The 24,800-nt window shown below is 32.4% G+C and carries 18 protein-coding genes; all 18 read left to right on the forward strand.

Annotated elements, in window-relative coordinates; all coding sequences use genetic code 11:
• The first annotated feature begins 40 nt into the window (after positions 1 to 40).
• The 18 genes from H4V97_RS02885 (at position 41) to H4V97_RS02965 (ending at position 24,790) form a co-directional block, all read left to right on the forward strand.
• Positions 41 to 1,825, forward strand: coding sequence for a chloride channel protein (locus H4V97_RS02885; protein WP_196851046.1), 1,785 nt, complete (start codon positions 41 to 43; stop codon positions 1,823 to 1,825).
• 64 nt (positions 1,826 to 1,889) lie between these two features.
• Complete coding sequence (locus tag H4V97_RS02890; protein WP_196851045.1) at positions 1,890 to 2,843, forward strand: Fic family protein; 954 nt, start codon at positions 1,890 to 1,892, stop codon at positions 2,841 to 2,843.
• Between the two features lie 101 nt (positions 2,844 to 2,944).
• The gene (gene uvrA / locus H4V97_RS02895) at positions 2,945 to 5,776 is read left to right on the forward strand and encodes an excinuclease ABC subunit UvrA (RefSeq protein WP_209548850.1); all 2,832 of its coding nucleotides are present in this window, start codon (positions 2,945 to 2,947) and stop codon (positions 5,774 to 5,776) included.
• Positions 5,777 to 5,902: 126 nt separating this feature from the next.
• Positions 5,903 to 6,631 (forward strand): TIGR00730 family Rossman fold protein, encoded by a 729-nt coding sequence (locus H4V97_RS02900; protein ID WP_196851043.1) that lies wholly within the window; start codon positions 5,903 to 5,905, stop codon positions 6,629 to 6,631.
• Positions 6,632 to 6,821: 190 nt separating this feature from the next.
• Positions 6,822 to 9,569, forward strand: a complete 2,748-nt coding sequence (locus tag H4V97_RS02905) for an aminopeptidase (protein WP_209550258.1) — start codon at positions 6,822 to 6,824, stop codon at positions 9,567 to 9,569.
• A 186-nt stretch (positions 9,570 to 9,755) separates the two neighbouring features.
• On the forward strand, positions 9,756 to 12,164 hold the full coding sequence (locus tag H4V97_RS02910) for a thiamine pyrophosphate-dependent enzyme (protein ID WP_209548851.1): 2,409 nt from the start codon (positions 9,756 to 9,758) through the stop codon (positions 12,162 to 12,164).
• 941 nt (positions 12,165 to 13,105) lie between these two features.
• A complete protein-coding gene (locus H4V97_RS02915) occupies positions 13,106 to 14,470 on the forward strand; it encodes an NAD-dependent succinate-semialdehyde dehydrogenase (protein ID WP_196851041.1) in 1,365 nt (454 codons plus the stop codon).
• Positions 14,471 to 14,579: 109 nt separating this feature from the next.
• On the forward strand, positions 14,580 to 14,708 hold the full coding sequence (locus tag H4V97_RS15930; protein ID WP_255549324.1) for a hypothetical protein: 129 nt from the start codon (positions 14,580 to 14,582) through the stop codon (positions 14,706 to 14,708).
• 141 nt (positions 14,709 to 14,849) lie between these two features.
• The gene (locus H4V97_RS02920; protein WP_209548852.1) at positions 14,850 to 15,008 is read left to right on the forward strand and encodes a hypothetical protein; all 159 of its coding nucleotides are present in this window, start codon (positions 14,850 to 14,852) and stop codon (positions 15,006 to 15,008) included.
• Positions 15,009 to 15,700: 692 nt separating this feature from the next.
• Positions 15,701 to 15,994: a putative quinol monooxygenase gene (locus tag H4V97_RS02925; protein WP_196851040.1), complete on the forward strand. Its 294-nt coding sequence runs from the start codon at positions 15,701 to 15,703 to the stop codon at positions 15,992 to 15,994.
• A gap of 240 nt (positions 15,995 to 16,234) precedes the next feature.
• Complete coding sequence (locus tag H4V97_RS02930; protein WP_196851623.1) at positions 16,235 to 17,455, forward strand: IS4 family transposase; 1,221 nt, start codon at positions 16,235 to 16,237, stop codon at positions 17,453 to 17,455.
• 160 nt (positions 17,456 to 17,615) lie between these two features.
• Positions 17,616 to 18,293, forward strand: coding sequence for a peptidoglycan DD-metalloendopeptidase family protein (locus H4V97_RS02935; protein WP_209550259.1), 678 nt, complete (start codon positions 17,616 to 17,618; stop codon positions 18,291 to 18,293).
• A gap of 3 nt (positions 18,294 to 18,296) precedes the next feature.
• Complete coding sequence (locus H4V97_RS02940; protein WP_209548853.1) at positions 18,297 to 18,773, forward strand: hypothetical protein; 477 nt, start codon at positions 18,297 to 18,299, stop codon at positions 18,771 to 18,773.
• A 302-nt stretch (positions 18,774 to 19,075) separates the two neighbouring features.
• The gene (locus H4V97_RS02945; RefSeq protein ID WP_196851037.1) at positions 19,076 to 19,645 is read left to right on the forward strand and encodes a helix-turn-helix domain-containing protein; all 570 of its coding nucleotides are present in this window, start codon (positions 19,076 to 19,078) and stop codon (positions 19,643 to 19,645) included.
• 49 nt (positions 19,646 to 19,694) lie between these two features.
• Complete coding sequence (locus H4V97_RS02950; protein ID WP_209548854.1) at positions 19,695 to 22,772, forward strand: ATP-binding protein; 3,078 nt, start codon at positions 19,695 to 19,697, stop codon at positions 22,770 to 22,772.
• Between the two features lie 2 nt (positions 22,773 to 22,774).
• Entirely contained in the window at positions 22,775 to 23,209 is a 435-nt protein-coding gene (locus tag H4V97_RS02955) for a response regulator (RefSeq protein ID WP_209548855.1), read from the forward strand.
• A gap of 178 nt (positions 23,210 to 23,387) precedes the next feature.
• Complete coding sequence (locus tag H4V97_RS02960) at positions 23,388 to 24,212, forward strand: CheR family methyltransferase (RefSeq protein ID WP_209548856.1); 825 nt, start codon at positions 23,388 to 23,390, stop codon at positions 24,210 to 24,212.
• A 5-nt stretch (positions 24,213 to 24,217) separates the two neighbouring features.
• Positions 24,218 to 24,790, forward strand: a complete 573-nt coding sequence (locus H4V97_RS02965) for a chemotaxis protein CheB (RefSeq protein ID WP_209548857.1) — start codon at positions 24,218 to 24,220, stop codon at positions 24,788 to 24,790.
• Positions 24,791 to 24,800 lie beyond the last annotated feature (10 nt).

The following is a 24,800-nucleotide window of genomic DNA, read 5'->3' on the forward strand; positions in this document are numbered from 1 at the left end:
TCAAAATAATTGTAATTTAGCGCTCTTCTAAAAAATCATAATGTTCAAAAAATATCTTTTCAAGTTAGAAAACATAATTGCATGGTCGCAATCGATATTAACAGAAAAACAATTCATTTTCTTATCCAGTATATTAGTTGGAATCACTTCGGCATTTGCTGTAATTGTTTTAAAAACCTTTGCACACTGGGTTTTTTCATTTGCCACATATATAAATGGTACTCTAAAATTAAGCTTTATTAACAGTGTTCTACCAATAGTAGGGATTTTGCTTACGGTATTTGTAATCAATAGAGTTCTGGGTGGTACAATTGAAAAAGGAACTTCACAGATTTTATATGCTGTAGCGAAAAAAGCAAGTATTATTCCAACAAAGCAAATGTATGCCCAAATCATTACTAGTTCCCTTACCGTTGGTTTAGGTGGATCTGCTGGTTTAGAAAGCCCCATTGTAATTACAGGAGCAGCTTTTGGTTCAAATTATGCTCAACGATATAAATTAAGTTATAAGGATAGGACTTTATTAATAGGCTGTGGAGTCGCAGCTGGAATAGCTGCTGCTTTTAATGCCCCCATTGCAGGAGTATTATTTGCCGTTGAAGTTTTATTGGTTGATGTGAGTATTTCTGCATTTACTCCCATTATGATTGCCGCAGCCACAGGTGCATTAGTATCGGTAATTGTGTTAGATGAGAATATCTTGTTATCCTTCAAACAGCAACAAACTTTTGATTATCACAATATAATTTATTACATCCTTTTGGGATTATTTACCGGATTCATTTCTATTTATTATTCAAGAAATTTTAATAAAACCGAACATTATTTTGCTACACTAAAACTCAACCCATATAAGAAAGCACTTTTCGGCGCTTCTATTTTAGCAATTATTATTTTTATCTTTCCTTCACTTTTTGGTGAAGGATATGAAAGTATTAAAACATTATCTGAAAATGACCCAGGACAATTAATGCAAAACACTCTTTTTAGTAGTTTTAGAAATAACAGTTGGGCTCTTTTAGCATTTGTTGGTTTGACGATGATGATGAAAGTTTTTGCTACAGGGATTACTTTAGGTTCAGGAGGAAATGGAGGTAACTTCGCTCCTTCCCTATTTTTGGGCTCGTATGTGGGTTTTTTCTTTTCTAAATTTCTAAATTTAACAGGACTCACTAATCTGCCCATTAGCAATTTTACGATGGTTGGAATGGCTGGAATTTTAAGTGGATTATTTCATGCCCCATTAACCGCAATTTTCTTAATCGCAGAAATCACGGGAGGTTACAACTTAATGATTCCGCTTATGATTGTCGCTTCTATCAGTTTTGCCATTTCAAAACGTTTTGAAAAACATTCGATGGATGCAAAAAGTTTAGTACAAAAAGGGCATGCTTTTACGAGCAACAAAGACACAAATATACTTGCTACATTAGACACTAATTCAATAATTCAAACAGACTATTTAACCGTTTCCACTGATGAAAATTTAGAACGATTAGTCGATTTAATTTCACACTCGAATCAAGTAATTTTTGCTGTAGTCGATAAAGAAAAGAAAATGGTTGGTATTGTCCATTTTAATACCATCCGAGAAATTATCTTTAATCAGTATCGCGTAAAATATACTTTGGTAAAAGAAATCATGACCGAACCTATTGAAATCATTTATCCAAATGACAGTATGGAAATAGTAATGAATAAATTTGAAAGTTCTAAAGTCGCTTTTCTTCCCGTAATAAAAGACGGAAAATATTTTGGATTTATATCCAAATCATTTGCGTTGGAAGCCTATAGAACCAAACTAAAATCGATGACAATAGAATAAATTTAATATCGGATAGATTTTAATTCTTGGATATCCGATATTAAGAAGTATATTTGTTGTTAATATGTGGAATATTGACTTAACATATCGACCAGAATTTCAATCAACCTTTGACAGATTGTATGAAAAAAAGCAAATTTTGCAATCCAGCAGACCTTTGCCAAACATCGCTTTGCATAAAATTAAAGAAAGTTTATCCATCGAGTGGACCTACAATTCTAATAGTATTGAAGGAAATACCATGAGTTTACGAGAAACACAGATGGTCATTCAAGAGGGTATTACCATAAAAGGAAAGTCACTTCGGGAGCATTTTGAAACTCACAATCATGATAAAGCCATTGACTATTTATATTCCATAGTAAATGATAATTATAATTTGCGAAGCATAGACATTTTATCATTACACGGATTAGTTTTACGCTCTATCGAAGATGATTTTGTAGGACGAATCCGCAACGGAGGAGTTCGCATTACAGGTGCTAATTTTATGCCACCAAATGCTAATAGAGTTTCGGATTTACTTGATGAGTTGATTGATTTTATAAATACAAATCCATTGCAACTTAATGATATAGAATTAGCAACTGTATTTCATCATAAATTAGTTTGGATACATCCTTTTTTTGATGGAAATGGGTGCACAGTTCGTCTGGCAATGAATCTATTATTGATGCGAAGTGGCTTTCCGCCTGCAATCATCTTAAAAAATGATAGAAAGAAATACTATGAAGCGCTCAATCAAGCGAATGGCGGTAATTATCAAAAATTGACCCTATTAATGTGTCAATCATTGGAACGTACTTTAAATATTTACATCAATGCTTTACCAGGTAATGAAAAAGAATATGTTGAAATTTCAAATCTGGTGCAAGAACCTAATATGCCTTATGGTCAAGAATATATTAGTTTACTAGCTAGAACAGGAAAAATTGATGCCTATAAAGAAGGTCGTAATTGGCTTACCACTAGAGAAGCCATTGAGGAATATATGGCAACAAGAAAGAGAAAACGCTAGCTTATGTTAGCGTTTTTTTATATTCTAATTTAACATAAACTTCTATACTGTTCTATCGAAAGAATAAATCAAAATGGTAACTTTGCTTTTTTGCAAAAATTATGCTAGACAAAGACAATACCATTGAAGTTCAAGGCGCTCGTGTTCACAATCTTAAAAATATAGATGTTTCCATTCCTCGAGAAAAACTAGTCGTAATTACTGGGCTTTCGGGATCAGGAAAATCATCATTAGCCTTCGATACCATTTATGCCGAAGGGCAACGTCGATACGTAGAAACATTTTCGGCTTATGCAAGACAGTTTCTAGGAGGTTTAGAACGTCCCGATGTGGATAAAATTGATGGACTTTCTCCCGTGATTGCCATCGAACAAAAAACGACTAGTAAAAGCCCCCGATCGACTGTAGGAACCATAACTGAAATTTACGATTTTCTGCGCTTGCTTTATGCTCGAGGTGCCGATGCGTATAGCTATAATACGGGCGAAAAGATGGTTAGTTATAATGATGAACAAATCAAAGATTTGATTATTAATGATTTTACCGGAAAACGTATCAATATATTAGCTCCAATTATTCGCGCTAGAAAAGGACATTATGCCGAGCTTTTTCAGCAAATTGCGAAGCAAGGTTTTCTTAAAGTTCGAGTGAATGGTGATATACTGGATATTACATTAGGAATGAAATTAGACCGTTATAAAACGCACGATATAGAAATTGTGGTAGACAGAATGGTGATTGATGATACTCCCGAAAATGAAAAACGGTTAAGCGATAGCATCAATACAGCGATGCATCATGGTGAAAACGTTTTGATGGTTTTAGACCAAGATTCTAATGAAGTACGGTTTTTCAGCAGGAATTTGATGTGTCCATCAACTGGAATCTCCTATCAAAATCCAGAACCAAATTTATTTTCTTTCAATTCCCCAAAAGGCGCTTGCGATCATTGCAACGGCTTAGGAACAGTAAATGAAATAAATCCAAAGAAGATTATTCCAAATCCAAAATTATCCATAAAAGCGGGCGGTTTTGCTCCTTTGGGCGAATACAAATCGTCTTGGATTTTCACGCAATTGGAAATTATAGGAGAAAAATACGGTTTCAAATTGACAGATGCTGTATCAACTATTCCAGAGGAAGCCATGGAAATGATTTTGAATGGCGGAAAAGAAAAATTTACAATCAATTCCAAAGATTTGGGAGTTGCCCGTGAATATAAAATTGATTTTGAAGGGATTTCTCATTTTATCAAAAACCAACATGACGAAAGCGGTTCAACAAGCATAAAACGTTGGGCTAAGGAATTCATGGACGAAATAAAATGTCCGGTTTGCGAAGGTTCCCGTTTGAAAAAAGAAGCACTATTCTTTAAAATAAACGAAAAAAATATTGCGGAATTGTGTGATATGGATATTTCGGATTTGACGTTGTGGTTTTACGATTTAGACAACCATTTGTCCGATAAACAAAAACGTATCGCTACTGAAGTTATAAAAGAAATTAAGGATAGACTGAATTTCTTGATGAATGTTGGTTTGGCTTATTTGGCTTTAAGCCGAAGTTCTAAATCGCTATCTGGTGGTGAAGCACAACGCATCCGCTTGGCCACTCAAATCGGGTCGCAGTTGGTTGGTGTTTTGTATATTTTGGATGAACCAAGTATTGGTTTACACCAAAGAGACAATGATAAACTTATTCATTCTTTGGAGCAATTACGAGATATTGGGAACTCCGTTATTGTGGTGGAACACGATAAAGACATGATTGAACGTGCGGATTATGTGATTGATATTGGACCAAAAGCTGGGAAATATGGCGGCGAAATCATCAGTAAAGGAACACCTGCCGAAATCTTGAAACACCATACCATCACAGCAATGTACATGAACGGCGAGATGAAAATCGAAGTTCCAGCAAAACGCCGTGAGGGAAATGGAAAATTCTTAAAATTAACTGGAGCAACTGGAAATAACCTGAAAAACGTTTCGATAGAATTGCCTTTGGGCAAAATGATTTGCGTGACCGGAGTTTCGGGAAGCGGAAAATCTACCTTGATTAATGAGACGCTCTACCCTATTTTGAATGCGTATTATTTTAATGGTGTCAAAAAACCACAACCTTATAAAAAAATTGAAGGTCTAGAACATATTGACAAAGTAATTGATATTGACCAAAGTCCAATTGGGAGAACGCCACGCTCGAATCCTGCAACATATACAGAAGTGTTTACCGAAATAAGAAATCTGTTTACGATGACTTCCGAAAGTATGATTCGGGGATATAAAGCAGGTCGTTTTAGTTTCAATGTGAAAGGCGGACGTTGTGAAACCTGCGAAGGTTCAGGAGTACGAACGATTGAAATGAACTTTTTGCCTGATGTCTATGTGGAATGTGAAACCTGTCAAGGAAAACGTTTTAACAGAGAAACTTTGGAAATTCGATTCAAAGGAAAATCCATTTCGGATGTGCTGAATATGACCGTAGATGAAGCGGTTCCGTTCTTTGAAATGATTCCTAAGATTTATAGAAAAGTAAAAACAATTCAGGATGTTGGTTTGGGATATATCACTCTTGGACAACAAAGCACGACACTTTCTGGTGGAGAAGCACAACGCATCAAATTGGCAGGTGAATTGTCTAAAAAAGATACTGGAAACACTTTTTACATTCTCGACGAACCCACAACTGGCTTGCATTTTGAAGATATCAGAGTGTTGATGGAAGTAATCAATAAACTGGTTAATAAAGGAAATACGATCTTGATTATCGAACATAATATGGACGTAATCAAACTGGCAGATTACATTATAGATATTGGTCCTGAAGGCGGAAAAGGCGGCGGACAACTTATTGCGAAAGGAACTCCTGAGGAAATTATAAAAAATAAAAAAAGCTATACGGCGCAGTTCTTGAAAAAAGAATTACTTTAGTCGATTGGAGTCCTAGCCCAGATAGAAGCGATATCCTTTTTATTTTTTTTCTTTAAAAAGTAAAAAGATACAAGCGAATAGCTGGAAATAGCTCCAAAAAATTGATATTAAATTATATTTTAGAAGATGAGATTAGAAGATTTTGACAATGACGAGGATAAAGTAATCCAAGACCGGATGAAAAGAAAGACTTGGAATGAGATTAGAACCAATGATAGTTGGGCAATTTTTAAAATCATGGCCGAGTTTGTCAACGGTTATGAAAGCATGGGGCGCATAGGTCCTTGTGTGACTATTTTTGGATCTGCCAGAACAAAACCAGAGGATAAATATTATTTACTGGCTGAGAAAATTGCCTATAAAATAAGTAAAGCCGGCTATGGCGTCATTACTGGTGGCGGACCTGGAATAATGGAGGCCGGAAATAAAGGCGCACATTTGGGTGGCGGCACATCGGTAGGATTGAATATTGAATTGCCATTTGAGCAACATTACAATCCATATATTGACAGCGACAAAAATTTGAATTTTGATTATTTCTTTGTTCGAAAGGTAATGTTTGTTAAATATTCGCAAGGATTTGTTGTGATGCCGGGAGGTTTTGGAACTATGGACGAATTGTTTGAAGCGATGACTTTAATTCAGACAAAAAAAATCGCCAGATTCCCGATAATATTAGTTGGTACCAGCTTTTGGGCAGGATTAATTGATTGGATCAAAACAGTTTTGGTAGAAAAAGAGCACACTGTCCACGCGGAGGATTTGAATTTGTTTAAAATTGTTGATACCGAAGATGAAGTGGTTGAAGTTTTAGATAAGTTTTATAAAAAATACGATTTAACTCCCAATTTTTAAGAAAAAGCTGCTTTTATGCAGCTTTTTTTATTTTATTTTGAATCGACATTTTTTCATTTTGTGTCTAATAATAAGTACTTTTATTTTTTTAAAATTTTAAAACGGCTACTTGAAATTATTTTATAAAATCATCTTTTTTAATCTTGTTTTATTGAGTTCGATAAAACAATATGGACAACATCATTCTAAGATGATTATCGAGTTGAATTCAGAGGATAAAGCGCTGAACATACAACAAGAAATCTCTTTTTTTAACCAATCGAGTGACACTTTGACGTCGATTGTTTTGAATGATTGGAACAATGGGTATTCTAATAAAAATACACCATTAGCTAAACGTTTTTCTGATGAATTTTACCGAGGTTTTCATCTGGCGAAAGAAGAAGAACGAGGGAGTACAAAAAATTTAACCGTATCAGATTCAAATCTGTCGATAATTTCTTGGGAACGAACAGAGAAGAATCCCGATTTAATTGTAGTCAAATTAAAAGAAAAATTGCTTCCCAATCAGAAAGTAATTTTACAACTTACTTATATTACTAAAATTCCCAGTGATAAATTTACAAAATATGGCTACGGTAAAGACGGGGAAATGAACCTAAAAAACTGGTTCCTTACTCCTGCCCGCTATGAAAACCATGATTTTATTCGGAACAACAATAACAATTTAGATGATATTGCCAATGCCGTTTCAAATTTTGACATTGACTTGAAAATTCCAAAAAACTTAGAAATCACTTCTGATTTAAATAATAGTTTAACCCCTAAAAATGAGGTCTTTTCTAACTATAAACTATCTGGAAATAACAGAACAGATTTTAGTCTTTTTATAGAACCAAAATCTACTTTCATCATTTATAAAAACAGTGCAACTGAAGTCCTGACCAATCTTAAAGAAAATAAAGTAAGTGCCGTTCAAAAAGCAATTATTGTGGATCGTGTAATGAATTATGCCAATAACCTGATTGGAAAATATCCACATGAAAAAATAATTGTTTCCCAAACAGATTATGAAAGAAATCCTTTCTACGGTTTGAATCAGTTGCCGTCTTTTTTAAGTCCATTTTCGGATGAATTTATTTTTGAAATCAAATTTTTAAAAACCTACCTGAATTCCTATTTAAAAAACAGTTTGCGTTTAGATCCAAGAAAAGACAACTGGATTTATGATGGAATTCAAGTCTATGCAATGATGAAATACATTGATGAAAATTATCCAAATACCAAGATGTTTGGCAGTGTTTCTAAATTTAGATTATTGAAAAGTTATAATTTGACTAATTTAGATTTTAACGAGCAATACAGCTATTTTTACATGCTTATGGCTCGAAAAAATTTAGATCAGCCACTAGGAAATCCAAAAAACAGCTTGATAAAATTCAACGAACAGATTGCCAGTAAATACCGGGCCGGACTTAGTCTTATCTATTTAGACGATTATCTTGACCACAATATTGTAAACAGTAGTATTCGTCAGTTTTATACTCAAAATAAGGAAAAACAAACTTCAAGAGATGATTTTGAAACAATATTAAAATCCAATTCAAATAAAGATATTAACTGGTTTTTTAAAACGATTATTAACTCTCGTGATATTATTGATTACAAATTTTCTACTGTTTCAAGAACTCAAGACAGTATAACCTTTTCTGTAAAAAGTAAAACAGGTGTTTTAGTTCCAGTTCCTGTTTACGGTATCAAAAAAGGGGAAATTATTTTTAAGAAATGGCTTGATATTCCCGAAATAGACAGCAGTTTTACAATTGAAAGAAAAAGTGTCGATAAAATCGTTTTAAACTATAAAAATGAAGTTCCAGAGTACAATTTGAGAAACAACTGGAAATCATTAAAAAGCTTTTACCCAAACAATCGTCCTATTAAATTTAATTTTATGAAGGATTTAGAAGATCCTTATTACAATCAAATTTTGTATGTCCCTTCCTTATCTTATAATTTATATGATGGTTTGTCTCCCGGTTTGCGATTACACAATAAAACGATACTGGATAAACCTTTCACTTTTGACATTAATCCGTCCTATTCAACGAAAACTAATAATTTTTCAGGATCGGGTTCATTAGCAATCAATCAAAATTATAGAAATAGCAGACTTTATAACGTGAGATATTCTCTGTCAAGCTCCTATTTTCATTACGCTCCTGATGCATCTTACCTAAGGATAAATCCTATGGTTCTACTGAGAATCAGAGAAGAAAATTTTAGAGACAACAGAAAACAAGCAATATTGTTACGACAAGTACTCGTAAATAAAGAAAAGAGTTCCATTTTGCTTACTAATTCAAAAGAAAATTATTCCGTATTTGATGCAAAATATTTTAATTCAAAAACGGAAGTTACTAATCATTTTGGTTTCACCTCTGATTTACAAATCTCAAGTGAATTTGGGAAAATTTCAGGCGAATTGGAATATAGAAAGCTTTTTGAAAACAATCTTCAGATTAATTTGAGAATGTACGCCGGTAGTTTTTTGTATAATAAAACGGATTCTGATTTTTATAGTTTTGCACTTGACAGACCCACGGATTATCTATTTGATTACAATTATTACGGCCGATCTGAAAAGGCAGGTCTTTTTAGTCAACAATTCATATTAGCCGAAGGAGGATTCAAATCCAAACTAGCTGCTCCATATGCCAATCAATGGATTACAACGGTAAACGGAAGTTTTAATATCTGGAATTGGATTGAAATTTATGGTGATGTAGGTGTAGTTAAAAATAAGTTTCAGAACGGCAAATTTGTTTATGATTCTGGTATTCGTCTCAACTTGGTCACCGATTATTTTGAATTGTTTTTTCCTGTATATTCTAATAATGGATGGGAAATAGGACAAAATAATTATAATGAAAAAATAAGATTTTTAGTTACTTTATCACCAAAAACATTAATCAATATTTTTAATCGAAAATGGTTTTAATTCATTACAAATACCATTTATATTTACATTATTACTAAAAAAATAGTTATTTAAGTACTTATAATTAAAAAAGAGCCCCTTTTTTATCCAAATATATTGCAATAATTTAATTATATTTTTTTCAATGAATTATGAAAATAGCTAGTTTTTAATTAAATTTGCCTCACAAAGTTATACTTTTCAATTATGATAAAAGAAAAAATCAATTCTACATTGACATTTGAAGATTTCAAAACCGAAGTATTAAATGACTATCGAATAGCCACAATAAGCAGGGAATGTAGTCTATTAGGACGTAAGGAAGTATTAACTGGAAAAGCAAAATTTGGGATCTTTGGAGACGGAAAAGAAGTTCCACAATTGGCAATGGCCAAAGCTTTCAAAGACGGTGATTTTCGCTCTGGATATTATCGCGACCAAACTTTTATGATGGCCATTGGTGAATTAACCGTGCAACAATTTTTTGCCGGATTGTATGGTCACACTGATATTGAACAAGAACCGATGTCAGCAGGAAGACAAATGGGCGGTCACTTTGCCACTCACAGTTTAAATGAAGACGGATCTTGGAAAGATTTAACGAAACAAAAAAATTCAAGCGCTGATATATCTCCTACTGCCGGGCAAATGCCTCGATTATTGGGACTTGCACAAGCTTCAAAGATATACAGACAGGTTTCAGGAATACCCAATGCAACTAATTTCTCTAATGGAGGTAATGAAATTGCCTGGGGAACTATTGGAAATGCAAGTACATCTGAAGGTTTATTTTTTGAGACCATAAATGCTGCGGGTGTTTTACAAGTGCCTATGGTTATGAGTGTTTGGGATGATGAATACGGTATTTCGGTACATGCAAAACATCAAACTACTAAAGAAAATATTTCTGAAATTTTAAAAGGATACCAAAAAGAAGAAGATACTAACGGGTTTGAAATACTGAGAGTAAAAGGTTGGGACTATGTTGATCTAGTTGCTACTTATGAAAAAGCAGCTCTCATATCAAGAGAAAATCACGTTCCAGTTTTGATTCATGTAAATGAGCTCACTCAACCACAAGGACATTCTAGTTCTGGTTCTCATGAAAGATATAAAGACGCAGCCCGATTAGCGTGGGAAAGAGATTTTGATTGTCTTCGCCAAATGAAACTATGGATGATTGCTATTAATATTGCCTCTCCAGAAGAAATTGAAGCTATTGACCAAGAAGCCAAAAAACAAGTAATGGAAGGGAAGAAAGCGGCTTGGAGCGCCTTTTTGAATCCTATTATTGAAGAACAAAAAGAACTGATTTCTTTGCTACAAAAAATAGCGGAAACTAGCAAAAATAAAGAAACAATCTTAAATTTCATTTCTGAATTAAGCAGCAATAAATCTCCTTTGAAAAAAGAGATTCTTGTTGCAGCCAGAAAAACATTACGATTAGTAATGAATGAAAACGGAAAAGAGGAATTGTCTCAATGGATACTATCGTATACTAAAAAAACTCAACCAAATTTCAGCAGCAACTTATTTTCTGAAACTGATTTGAATGTGTTTTCAGTTGAAAAAGTTTTACCCCAATATTCCGAAAATGCCACAGAAGACACTGATGGACGAATGATATTGCGTGATAATTTTGATGCTATCTTTACCAAATATCCTGAGACTTTGATTTTTGGTGAGGATGCAGGAAATATTGGTGATGTAAACCAAGGTTTAGAAGGAATGCAGGAAAAATATGGAGAACTTCGTGTAGCCGATGTAGGAATTCGTGAAGCAACTATTATTGGTCAAGGTATTGGAATGGCATTGCGTGGCTTACGCCCAATTGCTGAAATTCAATATTTAGATTATTTATTGTATGCAATCCAAATCATGAGTGATGATTTAGCCACCTTAAGATATCGTACGGTAGGAAAACAAAAAGCTCCACTAATTATACGCACACGTGGCCATCGTTTAGAAGGAATCTGGCATTCTGGATCTCCTATGGGAATGATCATAAACGCCATCAGAGGAATACATGTGTTAGTACCTAGAAACATGACACAAGCAGCAGGTTTCTACAATTCTTTATTGGAATGTGACGAACCAGCTTTAGTGATCGAATGTTTGAATGGCTACCGATTAAAAGAAAAAATGCCTTTGAACTATGGTGAATTTAAAACCCCAATTGGCGTTGTTGAAACGTTGAAAGAAGGAACAGATATAACCTTGGTTTCGTATGGTTCCACTTTGAGATTGGTACAACAAGCGGCCAAAGAATTGCTTGAAGTAGGTATTGATTGTGAGATTATAGATTTACAGTCTTTATTACCATTTGATATTAATAAAGATTTAGTGAAAAGTATCATCAAAACGAATCGTCTCTTAGTAATTGACGAGGATGTTCCAGGCGGAGCTTCAGCTTATATCTTGCAACAAATTATCGAGCAACAGGATGGTTATAATTATTTAGACAGTAAACCGCAAACTTTAACTTCAAAAGCACACAGACCTGCTTATGGAACAGATGGTGATTATTTCTCTAAACCTTCAACTGAGGACATTTTCGAAAAAGTCTATGCTATGATGAACGAGGTAAATCCGACTAAATATCCGAATTTATATTAAAGAAAATAAAATTTTTCTAAATCCCAACTTTTATAAAGTTGGGATTTTTTTTATCTATCAATCTACTATTTTTCCAAGTTACATAGCTACAAGCATCAACCTAAAATAACCACCAACAGTCTAGATTTCAAATCAGTAAATAGATTTTTTTACTGTTATAAAAAGATAGAAACTACAAATAATTCTAATAAAATGATTAAAGTTTTTATTGAATATATAGAACCGGTATAAAGTCCTCATGGCTATATATATATATAAAGGAAAATGATTGTTTTGATATTCTTCTTACTCATGGTAATAGTTAAAGAGGAAAAATGTTGATAATTTTAGTACCGTTGTTACAATTAAAAAACACTAGTATTTTTTAATGAAGTAATCTAAAAAGCCAATCTAAAGTGAATTTATTGGCTATTTTAATTCCAACTAAGGAATAGCATTAAAAGAAAATAATACGAACTATGTTAAGAGCTTACGAAAAAGTAATAGTCTTTTCATTTTTATTTTAAAGTCCATATAAATAATAGAAAAATAACGTTTTATCATGTATTTCTTATAACGATTTACAAAAGTTACCGGCCTCAAAACTCCATACCGCAACCTTTCGTTTTAACGTTTTAATGCAAACCTTAAAATTGCTAATTAACTGAAAACCAATCTTGTAATTACATAGACGTTTTCGAGATTTAATAATAAATAATTACTCGTTAAAATTTGCGAATTAATTAATATTGCTGCTTTTTTCTTTTAACATTTAATTACGAAAAAAGGAAAGGACTTAGTGCTAATTTTATGGAACTCAATTTAATCCGTAAAAAAGCTGATTAAAAACTTCGGAATAGATACTGTATTTCTAATTATTACAAATCACAGTATCTGTTTCTACTTATTATATCTCAGTAAAAGGACGATTAAATCTTTTTTAACAAATTAAAAATAAATTTATGTCTATTCAAACAACAAATCCTGCAACAAACAAAGTTGTAAAATCATTCAACGAAATGACTGATGAGCAAATTGAAGCTGCACTTCAAAAGTCAAATAACACTTTTCAAGAATGGAAAAAAACTTCTTACGGAGATCGAGCTAAACTATTACGTAAAGTAGCCTCGCTAATGCGGAAACGAAAAAGCGACTTAGCCAAGTTAATTACTCTTGAAATGGGGAAAATTATTTCACAAGCGGAATGGGAAATTGATTTAAGCGCAGATATATTGGACTATTATGCAGATAATGGTGCTGAATTTCTTGCCGATAAAAAATTAAACCCTGAATCAGGCGAAGCGTTTATTCGCAGTAGCGCGATAGGTGTTTTATTTGGTGTGATGCCTTGGAACTTTCCATTTTATCAGGTAGTACGATTTGCCGCTCCAAATATAATGGTAGGAAATACAATTTTATTAAAACATGCATCTATAGTGCCTCAATGTGCTATTGCAATTGAAGATTTATTTACAGAAGCTAAAGCTCCAGAAGGACTTTACATAAATTTATTGATTTCAGGAAAGCGAAGTACAGCATTAGTAAGTGATCAAAGAATCAAGGGAGTTTCATTAACTGGAAGCGAAGGTGCCGGTTCAAGTATTGCTGAAGCTGCAGGAAAACATTTAAAAAACTCAGTTCTTGAATTAGGTGGTAGCGATGCCTTTATTGTACTGGAAGACGCTGACATCGATACCGCTGTAGAAATGGCTATTGCAGGAAGAATGAACAATAATGGTCAAAGCTGTATAGCTTCAAAAAGATTTATTGCAGTAGCATCCATAGCCGATGAGTTTTTAGAAAAATTTACTAAAAAAGTCGCTGCCCTTAAAGTTGGAGACCCAATGGATCCAAATACACAAGTAGGACCCCTTAGCAGCGAAGAAGCTTTAGTAAATATATTGGAACAGGTTAAAAGATTTGAGAAAGCAGGTGCGAAAATTTTAGTGGGTGGTAAAAGGGCTTCTGATGCTGGTGCCTTTATGCAACCTACAATTTTAACTAATTTAAAACGGGGAGTGCCTACTTTTCAAGAAGAATTGTTTGGCCCCGTAGCCTCATTCTATAAAGTCGAAAATGAAGAAGAAGCAATAGACCTTGCAAATGATTCGCCTTTTGGCTTAGGAGGATCTATTTATACAAAAGATATAAAACGAGCCGTAAAAATAGCCGATAAGATTGATAGCGGTATGATTTTCATCAATCACCCTACTTCAACACAACCGGATTTACCTTTTGGAGGAACTAAAGGATCAGGGTACGGACGTGAATTATCTGAGCTAGGAATTAGTGAGTTTGTAAATAAAAAACTTATTAGAGTAATCTAATAGGATTGCTCTATTTAAAATATGTTTTATAACTTTTAAATAGAGCGATATTTTTTCTGTTTATATTAAATGCGTGTTTCATCTATACAATATTTTAAATTACAAAAATATGACAACAAGGCAAATTATTATGGAAGCAAGACCTAACGGAACAGTCTTAATTAAGAATTTTAAAATTGAAAATACCACCTTAAATAAAAAAGATGCTGGGGAAGTATTATTAAAAGGAAAATGTTAATTAGTAGATCCTTATATGCGTGGTCGAATGAATAATGCCAAATAATATGTTGAACCTTTTAAAATATTTGAACATCTGGAAGGTCGTGCAGTTGCAATTGTGATAGAGAGCAAATGAGATAAATTTAAAATAGGTGATACAATGGTAGGGAGATTTCAATGGAAGGAAACTTTTATGTCAAAAGATGATATGATACAAAAGGTCGATAAAAATGTTCCTGAGTTGAGTTACTACTTAAGTATATTAGGCATGACCGATTTAATTGCTTATTTTGGTTTGATGGATTTCCTGAAGGGATGAAGCAGTTATCCACATGGGTCAAAGAAGGAAAACTAAAATTTACGCGAACAATTGTGAATGGATTTGACCAATTACCCACCGCATTTCTAGGTTTAATTGAAGGTAATAACAACAGTATAATGATTGTCAAAGCTTAATTTTGAAAGTAAAAATAAAAGAAAGAAGTCGTTAGCTTCATTATATTGCAACTTCTAGACGCTTTTTTTTAATTTATTTTCACAATCCAATCGCTTTAACTCAAGGAAAATTCTTCCAATAAAGACAATGAAAAAATTAGGCCATCTAAAGTCTATAAAAATTATAAAACAATTTTCGGTAAAGGCGAAAAAATTTGCAAAATAAGTTATTTCACAAATGGCTATTATAAGAAAAGTATTAAATTATATAGTGTCGTTAATTATAATATATCTAGACGTTTAAGAACTCTAAAAAAAGTAGAATTAATCAAATTTATACAATACAAAATTATCATCTTGAGCTTAAAAAAATAGTTATAAACTTTTCCTAACCGTTACTTAAAAACTTGCTATTACTTTAAACTGGACAATATGCAATTTTTAAGCCTTTTACAAATAATGAAAAGACCTTGTTCAAAGTCAAGCAAATTTTGATTTTAATGAATTGTTATTTTTTTATAATTCTTAAAACAATACTTTATCAATAAAATATTAATTTAACCAAAAATAGAAATTATGGAAAAATATGCATTATTAGCACGATTAGAAGCTAAACCTGGAAAAGAAAATGAAGTTGCTGCATTTTTAAAAAGTGCATTACCATTGGTTTTAGACGAACCAGACACTGTAAACTGGTATGGCTGGCAAATAGGAACTTCCACATTTGGAATTTTTGATACATTTGAAACTGAAGCTGGCAGAAAAGCGCATCTAGCAGGTAAAATTGCAGAAGCTTTAATGGCAAATGCGGGTACCTTACTATCCAAAGATCCTGTTATTGAATTTTTAGAATTATTGGCCGTAAAATAATCGAACAGCTATTTATTTTCTTCTAAAAAACTACAAAGTGCTCGTTTGTGAATATCACCTTTTTACTTTGAATTCAAAATTAAAAGTTACAATGCCAACGTAAAATTTTTATGTTGGCATTTTTTATTTTAAATTTAGAGCTTATTAGAATATTAAATTCATTGTTGTCCGATAAAAAAGAAGCCAAATTAATGGCTTCTTAAAATAATCGTAATTTAGAGTTGCAAAATTCAAATAACGATGGGTAAAAATAAGTATTTTTCGAGTAAATCTGTTTTCGGACAGCTGATTTCTTTAATAGATGATTCGATGATTAGCAAAGCAGTTAAAAAGTATGATTCAGATAGGTATGTCAAACATTTCAAATGCAAGGATCATTTGTTTAGTATGGTTTTTTGCTGTTTAGAAAAGTGTAATTCATTGCGTGAGGTTTCTGGGGGAATGGTAGGTTTATCAGGTAAAGAGGAAACAGTTCGAATTAATCATCTTCCCAAAAAGAGTACTTTGGCAGACGCAAACAAGGGTAGAAAAGTAGAATTTTTTCAAGAAATTTATAACAATCTGCTCGAGAAACATAGCTTTGTTTTATCGGACAGTCGAATTGAGATAGCCTTAGGGAAAAAGATTAAAATTGTTGACAGCACCACAATAAGCCTGTTTAAAGACATCTTAAAGTGTGTTGGAAGAAAGTCTGCTGACGGAAAAAGCAAGGGCGGAATCAAGTCGCATACTGTGATAAATGCCGATGAAAAAGTTCCCAATTTAGTTTGGTTTACACCTGCAACAACTCACGACCATCAGTTTTTAGAAAAGCTAAAATGCGATGAACATACTGTTTATATATTCGATAAAGGATACATTGATTATAAGGCTTTTGCACATTTTTCCGAACAAAATACAGGTTTTGTAACTCGAATAAAAGACAATGCAAAGTACGAAGTAACCCAAAAGAATGACATTCCAGGGAACATTCACAGCGGTGTTTTATCAGACGAAATTATTGAGGTTGGAGTAAATAATGAAAGTGGTAAAACCAAATTGAAATTAAGAAAAATAAAATACTATGACAGAGAACACAAAAGAAGCTTTGAGTTTATTAGTAATTTGTTTGAATTTAGAGCAGACACAATAGCGGCACTTTATAAAATAAGGTGGCAAATAGAATTGTTATTCAAACAAATCAAGCAAAATTTCCCGCTAAAATATTTCTTAGGAGACAATGAAAATGCTATTAAAATTCAAATTTATTGCGTCTTAATAGTAAATCTCTTATTAGGAGTTATAAAGAAAAGTCTAAAGAGACAATGGTCTTTTTCAAATTTAGTAAGTTTTTGTAGAATTCATTTATTCAACTATATTCATCTAACTAAATTTTTAGAAAGTCCCGAAAAACAATGGAAACTCGACGGGGACGACGATGTTCAATTAGGTTTGTTTGATGATTATTTGGCTACGGGATAAAATTCGATAAATGAAACTAAAAATTATATTTTTTCATTTATCAAATTCTCAAGACAGTACTCAAAAACAAGCTAAAGCAGGCTAAAACCTCGTGAAGTGCCAAAATAAATAGAAAAATAAACGTTCCGTGATTTTTTATCGGACAACAATGTATTAAATTATAAAAATGCTTGAAACTATCTTAGAAAACATTCAAAATGTAAAAGTTATTGATGAAACTATTGACTATGACAAATACATTTCTTTAGATTTATCAGTTTCGAATGCTTTTTTTTCACAACTAGAAATCGACAATTCAAATGATTTTGAAGAATATATTGAAAAATATTTAACAGAAAAACATGCGAAAGTAGCTTTTGGTGGTTATAATGAAGTACGGAATTTATACAAAAGAAGTACTGTTTTTAATGTTCAAAAAACTGATGAACGCAATGTTCATATTGGCCTGGATTTATGGATAAAAGCAGGAACGTCAGTATTAGCGGCGCTAGATGGTGTAGTTCATAGCTTCAAATATAATATCGGTTTAGGTGATTATGGACCTACTATTATTTTAGAACACAAAATTGAAAATCATGTTTTTTACACCTTATATGGGCATCTTTCCTTAGACAGTATTTCCAAGATTCAAAAAGGAGATATTTATAAGAAAGGTCAACAAATAGCCACTTTGGGAACGGCATTGGTAAATGGAGATTACTCGCCTCATCTACATTTTCAAATTATAAAAAACTTATCCAATAATTTTGGCGATTATCCAGGAGTTTGCAGTAAAAATGACCTCCCATATTATTTAGAAAACTGTCCAGATCCAAATATCTTATTAAAAATTAAATAAATTATGAAAAAATTAATTCTTGTTTTGTCCATCCTTTTGCTTGTTGGTTGTAAATCGAAAAAAGTTACAAATACTCCAGAACCTGTAGAAGTTAAAATCGTTAAACTTTCCCTTTCGGCAATAGATGAAAATCAAAAATCTAAAGCATATGAATTAGGTAAAAGAGTTTTAATGACTTGCAACACCTCCAAGTTTAAACCTTTTAACGAAAGTGAAGCAACACAATCCGTAATTAAAAACACAACGGAAGAAAAATTGACAAAAACATGTACCAAATTCCGTCAATATTATGGAACTTTTAAAGACCTTCAATTAGTGGAGGCTTATAAAAACATTTATGAAAAAACAACCGTTTTTCGTTATAAAGCTTTATACACAAAAAAGGTGGCAAATAAAGAACTAAGGGTTTCCATGAATGAGGAAAACAAAGTTTCCTCGATAAAATCCCTTGATTGGGTGGACACTTTTCAAAACAAATAACTTTAAATAAAATTCCTTAGTATAGGCACCATAAATTAAGTAGCCATAATATTGCTTTCTCAGTGAATAGTATGTAAAAAACCTTTAATCTGGTTTTTTTCTAACACTCAAAAAGTTATAGTGCGTCAATAAATAATATGATTAATATCGATTATAAATTATGGTTAAAGAACGAAGCGGACATTAACAATCCGTGAATTATATAATTTTTTTTTAAAATTGTATAAAACAACTCAAAAATAATAAACTGATTTTTACACCAACTCTATAAAAAAATTAATTTGAAACTATATATCAAATACATGGTTAGTAATCGCTGCAAAATGGTAGTGAAAGAAGAGTTGAAAAAACTCAAACTACACTTTATTGTTGTTGATTTAGGCGAAGTTGAAATCATGGAAAATATTACTATGAGTCAACGCGAACAATTGAAAATCGGACTTGTAAATTCAGGTCTAGAATTAATGGACGATAAAAAATCCATGCTTATCGAAAAGATAAAAAATGTGATTATTGAGATGGTTCACCATTCAACTGAAACAATCAAAATTAACTTTTCGGACTATTTAAGTCAAAAATTGAATCATGATTATACGTACTTGTCTAATTTATTTTCAGAAGTACAAGGAACAACAATTGAACAATTTATTATTTCCCATAAAACAGAAAGAATTAAAGAATTGATTATTTACGGTGAATTAAATATAACTGAAATTGCTTGGAAAATGAACTACAGTAGTGTCGCGCATTTATCAAGTCAATTTAAAAAAGTTACCGGTCTTTCCCCTTCCCATTTTAAACAATTGAAAGATAAAAGAAGGAATCCGATTGAAGAAGTTGGTATTAAAAATGAGGAAAAAGAATTGACATAATTCATATAAAAGTTTTTAAATAAAAATAGAAATCATACAAACTCAAGAATTGCAATACGCTAGAAGTCTTATTGAAGCCAGTTTAGATCCCTTAATTATTATTAACATTGAAGGGAGAATTACGGATATGAATGAAGCTTTGGCAAACATTACTGGGTTGTCTTCTGAAGAACTGAAAGGAACAGATTTCTTTAATTATTTTACTGCACCTCAAAAAGCACTAGAAGCTTGTCAGCAAATATTTAAAAATGGAGCAGTTTCTAATTATTCGCTTACCATTCAACATAAAGAAGGTAAACTAACGGATGTATTTTTCAATGGTGCCGTTTATAAAAATGATAAAGGAATTGTACTAGGTGCTGTAATTTTTGCCAGAGATATCGCAGAGCAAAAATGGGCTGAAAAATTACGAATTGCCAATAATGAATTGGCCTTCCAAAACGATGAAATGGAAAAGCGTGCTGAAGAGTCCGTGATTGCCAACAAAGAATTAGCCTATCAGAACGATGAAAAAGAAAAACGTGCGGAAGAGTTAGTTATTGCCAATATAGAATTGGCCTATCAAAATAATGAAAAGGAAAAACGTGCTGAGGAACTGTCTATTGCCAACAAAGAATTAGCCTATCAAAACGATGAAAAAGGAAAACGCGCGGACGAATTAGTCATTGCCAATAAAGAATTGGCATATCAAAATGATGAAAAAGGAAAACGCGCGGACGAATTAGTCATTGCCAATAAAGAATTGGCGTATCAAAATGATGAAAAAGGAAAACGTGCAGATGAATTAGTTATTGCCAACAAAGAATTAGCTTATCAAAATGATGAAAAAGGAAAACGTGCAGACGAATTAGTTATTGCCAACAAAGAATTAGCATACCAAAACGATGAAAAGGGAAAACGTGCAGATGAATTAGTAATTGCCAATAAAGAACTTGCTTATCAAAATGATGAAAAAGGGAAACGTGCAGATGAGTTAGTTATAGCGAATAAAGAACTTCGGTTTCAAAACAATGAAAAAGAAAAACGTGCGGCAGAGTTACTAATTGCCAATAAAGAACTTATTTTTCAAAATAATGAAAAAGAAAAACAGAAAATTGTAAACAAAGAACTGGAAGTATTAAGCAATTCTTTGAAATTAGCGTCTCAATATTCTTTAAGCTTAATTGAGGCAAGTCGTGATCCTTTATTTACAATTAACCCAAAAGGAAAAATAACAGATACTAATGAAGCATCTGTTAATGTAACTGGTGTTTCCCGTAAAAAATTAATTGGTTCTGATTTCATTAATTATTTCACTGATTCAGAAGAAGCCCGCAAAGGATACCTAGAAGTTTTTAACAAAGGGTTTATCGCTGATTATCCCCTAACTATCAAAGATCATCAATTAACCGATGTTTTATTGAATGGTTCGGTATATAAAAATGAACAAGGCAAAGTACTTGGTGTTGTGGTGGTGGCCAGAGATATTACAGAACAGAAAAGAATTGAAAAAGAATCAATAGAAGCACGACTTTTTGCAGAACTAGCTACTGAAATTGCCGAAGAGGCAAAAATAAACGCTGAATTTGCGACCGTAATTGCCGAAAATGCAGTGAAGGCGAAACAACAGTTTCTGTCGAATATGAGTCACGAAATTCGTACACCGATGAATGCAATTATTGGGTTTACGAAAGTGGTCTTAAAAACAGAATTGACTGTTAAACAGAAAGAATATTTAAATGCAATCAAAATGAGTGGCGATGCATTGATTGTACTTATAAATGACATATTAGATTTAGCTAAAGTAGATGCAGGCAAAATGGTATTTGAAAAAACACCTTTTAAAATGAATTCGTCCATTACCGCCATGCTCCATTTATTTGAAACAAAGATTCAAGAGAAAAACTTAAGATTAGTTACGGAATACGACAATAAAATCCCTGATGTTTTGGTTGGAGATCCAGTTCGTTTGCACCAAATTATTTTAAATTTAGTAAGTAATGCTGTAAAATTTACAACAAAAGGAACCATTACTGTAAGTGTAAATATGTTGCATGAAGATGAGGATAAAGTAATAATTGAGTTTGCTGTTAATGATACAGGAATAGGAATACCTAAACAAAAAATAGACACCATATTTGATAATTTTCAACAGGCGACCAGTGGCACCTCAAGGTTATATGGGGGAACAGGATTAGGACTTGCGATTGTAAAACAATTAGTTGAACCTCAAGGTGGTAAAATTAGAGTAAAAAGTAGTGTAAATATTGGAACCACTTTTAGCTTTACTTTAAGTTTTCAAAAAACAGACGCCGATGCGCAACTGCAAAATGAACTGATAGAGCTTGATTCTGAAATAAAAAATATAAAAGTGTTAGTTGTAGAGGACATTGCTCTGAATCAATTACTAATGAAAACATTATTAGATGATTTTGGGTTTCAGCGCGATATTGCAGAAAACGGTAAAATTGCAATTGAAAAACTACAAAATAATACGTACGATATAATTTTGATGGATTTACAAATGCCAATTATGAATGGATTTGAAGCCACAGAATACATTCGTAACACGATGAATTCAAAAATTCCGATAATCGCATTAACTGCTGATGTAACGACGGTAGATTTAGCAAAATGCAAATCAGTAGGGATGAATGATTATGTTGCAAAACCTCTTGATGAAAAATTATTGTACAGTAAAATAGTTGGACTATTAAAAAAGCCAAAACTTGAAAAGCTAAATATTAAGCTTGCCGAAAATATTGGAACAGAAAATAAAAAAAGTGAAAAGATAAAATGTATTGATTTATTGTATTTAAATAAACGTACAAAATCGGATCCAGAATTGATGTCGGAAATGATTTCCCTTTATTTAGCGGAAACTCCTGCATTCATTAAGACAATAAAACATAGCTTAGAAAATAAAAACTGGCCATTATTACAGGCCACCGTGCATAAAATGATTCCGTCATTTTCAATCATGGGAATTCATCCAAATTTTGAAACCATGGCTAAAAAAATTCAAGAATTAGCCAAAAGTCAAGAAATTGCCGATGAAATTCATGATCTTGTTGAACAACTGGAGAATATATGTACACAAGCATGTGAAGAATTAGAAGAAGAACTTAATTTAATTAAAAATAAATAATTGTGAAAAACGATAAAAAAATCAAAATTTTCTTAGTAGATGATGATGCAGTCTTTTTAAAATCATTAGAAATAGAATTTATTCATCATACTGATTTTAGTGTAGAAACATTTTCGACGGGTGAATTATGCATCGCTAATTTATCAAGTAATCCGGACGTTATTATCCTGGATTATCAACTCGATGGTATTGATAAAACTGCCATGAATGGAATTGAGACATTAGATAAAATAAAGGAATTCAATCCTGATATTCCCGTAGTTATGTTATCGTCTCAAGATAAAATTGATGTTGCCATCAGTTGTATGCATCACAAAGCTTTTGATTACGTCGTGAAAAGTGAAACTGCATTTTTACGCCTTCAAAAAAACATTACCGCCTATTTTCACTTCGAAAGAATTGAAAAAGAATTGACGTGGTATATGGCAAGGATGTAGTTCATTAATTCTCAGCGATAAATATCTCAATCGCAAGATAGATCATGATTAAATAGCTATACTTTTTGATGAGTGAGAATTTAAAAAATTCAAAACTTTCAAATACGGTTACAGTTTTAACCTTGATCGTCACCTGACGTACTAATAAAACAATTCAAAGAATTATTTACGCTTTAAAATGAAGGATAAAGACACCAAGGATATAGAAATTTCATTATTATTGGAAGCTATTTATCAAAGATACGGTTATGATTTCAGGCAGTATTCGCAAGCCCATATCAGACGTAGGATAATGAACAGGATGACGATGACCGGATTAGAGTATATTTCTCAAATGCAAGCTATGGTTCTGAACGATGAAACATTTGCTTCCGATCTTTTGCAGGATTTATCAATAACAGTCACTGAAATGTTTCGCGACCCGGAATTCTATAAATCATTGCGAGAAAATGTTATCCCTATTTTAAAAACGTATCCTTTTATAAAAATATGGCATGCAGGTTGTGCCACAGGTGAAGAAGCCTATTCGATGGCTATACTTTTGCAGGAAGAAGGTTTGTATGACAGGACAACTATTTATGCAACCGATTTTAACCAAATGGCTTTGGATAAAGCAAAAGAAGGAATTTTTTCCAATAAAATGATTAAAGATTATACGGTTAATTACCAATTATCCGGAGGAAAAGAATCTTTTTCAAGTTATTATACGGCTAGTTATGACAATGTTATAATGAATAAATCGTTGAAGAAAAATATTGTTTGGGCTAATCATAATTTAGTAACTGATAGCGTCTTTGCTGAAGTTCATTTAATATTATGCCGAAATGTGCTTATTTATTTTGACCAAAATTTACAAAATAAAGTACAAACATTATTTTTTAACAGCCTGATTAATGGAGGTGTTTTATGTTTGGGATCCAAAGAAAGTTTGCATTTCACGGATTTATATCAAGAATATATCGAGTTGGATAAAAAACAACGCATATTTAAAAAGAAATATTAAAAAAAATGAAATATGAAGCAATTGTAATTGGACTTTCTTCCGGTGGAATGAGCGCAATGAAAGTCATGTTTTCACTTTTGCCTAAAGATTTCAACATCCCAATTATCGTAGTCCAGCATCTTAATGCCCGTTCAGATAGTCATTGGATAAAATTACTAAATGAAAAAAGTAATCTCCACGTAAAAGAAGCGGATGAAAAAGAAAAAATAGAGCCCGGAAATATTTACATCGCTCCGCCAAATTATCATTTGCTGATTGAAAAGGATAAAACCTTTTCTCTAACAATAGATGAACGCGTCAGTTTTGCGAGACCATCAATTGATGTATTGTTTGAATCAGCTGCAGAGTCTTATAAGAACAAATTGATTGGCGTGGTACTTACAGGATCTAATCATGACGGAACAAATGGGATAAAAAGAATAAAAAAATACGGCGGCTTGGCCATAGTTCAAGATCCACTAACAGCTGAATCTTCTTATATGCCTTCATCCGCTATTGCTGCAATAGCACCAGATTATATTTTATCTTTAGAAAAAATAATTGAATTACTGATAAAAATTGATCACCAAAAGAAATAATCCTAATAAA

It is taken from the genome of Flavobacterium sp. CG_23.5 (assembly GCF_017875765.1).
Classification (GTDB): domain Bacteria; phylum Bacteroidota; class Bacteroidia; order Flavobacteriales; family Flavobacteriaceae; genus Flavobacterium.